Here is a 1,300-nt window from a genome sequence, read left to right on the forward strand (position 1 = left end):
CGCATGCACTCGTGGAGTGGGTCACCACGTCTGTGACCTGCAGGAATTGGAGCCTCCCGTCACCCGATCGGTGGGTGAGTTGAAAATGCTCACTGATTCAGAATGAGTTCGGCTCGGGCTTTTTGGCAGTCGGGCTCGGTGACGGCAGAGTTTGTCGAGTGTCGGATGATCTTGTGCCTGATGATCTGTGGGAACGCGTTGCCCCGCTGCTTCCGCCTCGCCCGCCGAGGCGCCGCCGGTATCCCGGCCGGCTCCCCCTGGATGATCGGGCGGCTCTGCGCGGGATCGTTTACGTGCTCTGCAAGGGCGTGAGCTGGGCGGACGTTCCCGCCGGCAGGATCGGCTGCAGCGGTGTGACGTGCTGGCGTCGTCTTCGCGATTGGACCAAGGCCGGCGTCTGGCCCCGCCTGCACGAAGTCCTTCTGGCCGAACTGCGCGGAACCGGCCTGTTGGACATGAACGACGCGGCGATCGACGGCTCCCATGTCCGGGCTCTGAGAGGCCGTTTTCATCTGTACTGATCAGGTATAGGGCGATTCTGGGGGTCTGGGGTTGTGGTGGTGGTGAGGTAGCGGTTCTGGTTCGGGGCCTGTGGGGCGGACGGGGTGACGGGTGGGTTTGCATGTGTCTCGTGTCTGTCTCATCCCAGAGTGTCTGGCCTTCGTCGCTCGTGTGCTTCCGTCGTCGTCGCTGTACGCCTGGGCGCATTCGGTTCGCGGCGGTACGCCGGAAGCATGCCGAAGCGACGTCCGTATCCAAGTGATCTGTCCGATGCCCGCTGGGAGTTGATCGAGCCGGTGCTCGCGGCCTGGCGTTTCGAACGCCGTGGCAGGGCCCTGGATTTCGGCCGGCCGCCCGAGCACGACCTGCGCGACATCGTGGACGCGATCTTGTACGTGGACCGCACCGGGGGGCAGTGGCGCTACCTCCCGCACGACTTCCCGCCCTGGAACACGGTCTACGGCTACTTCGCCAAATGGGCCGATGAGGGCGTGTTCGCCCAGATCAACGGTCTTCTACGGCAGCTGCTGCGGGAGAAAGAAGGCCGGGACGGCGAGCCGTCGGCCTGTGTGATCGACGCGCAGAGCGTCAAGACCTCCACCAGCGTCCCCGCCGCAGGCCAGGGCATCGACGCCGGGAAGAAGATCGTGGGCCGGAAGCGGAGCATCGTCACGGACACGCTCGGTCTCCTGCTGGCCGTGCTGGTCACCGCGGCGAGCGTGCAGGACTCGGTGGCCGGCACCGCGCTACTTGACCAGGTCGCTGCCGACCACCCCGGCATCCGCAAGGTGTGGGCAGA

At 65.9% G+C, this 1,300-nt stretch carries 1 protein-coding gene and 1 pseudogene; both read left to right on the forward strand.

All coding sequences use genetic code 11. The features are described from left to right. Positions 1–158: 158 nt before the first annotated feature. Positions 159–500, forward strand: a pseudogene (locus ABZX75_RS34405) (transposase); the annotation flags it as partial. A 234-nt stretch (positions 501–734) separates the two neighbouring features. Continuing rightward, a partial coding sequence (locus ABZX75_RS34410; protein ID WP_355418184.1) for an IS5 family transposase occupies positions 735–1,300 on the forward strand: 566 nt, incomplete at its 3' end.

Origin of the sequence: Streptomyces sp. NPDC003038 (assembly GCF_040611115.1) — a bacterium.
In the GTDB taxonomy this organism is placed as follows: domain Bacteria; phylum Actinomycetota; class Actinomycetes; order Streptomycetales; family Streptomycetaceae; genus Streptomyces.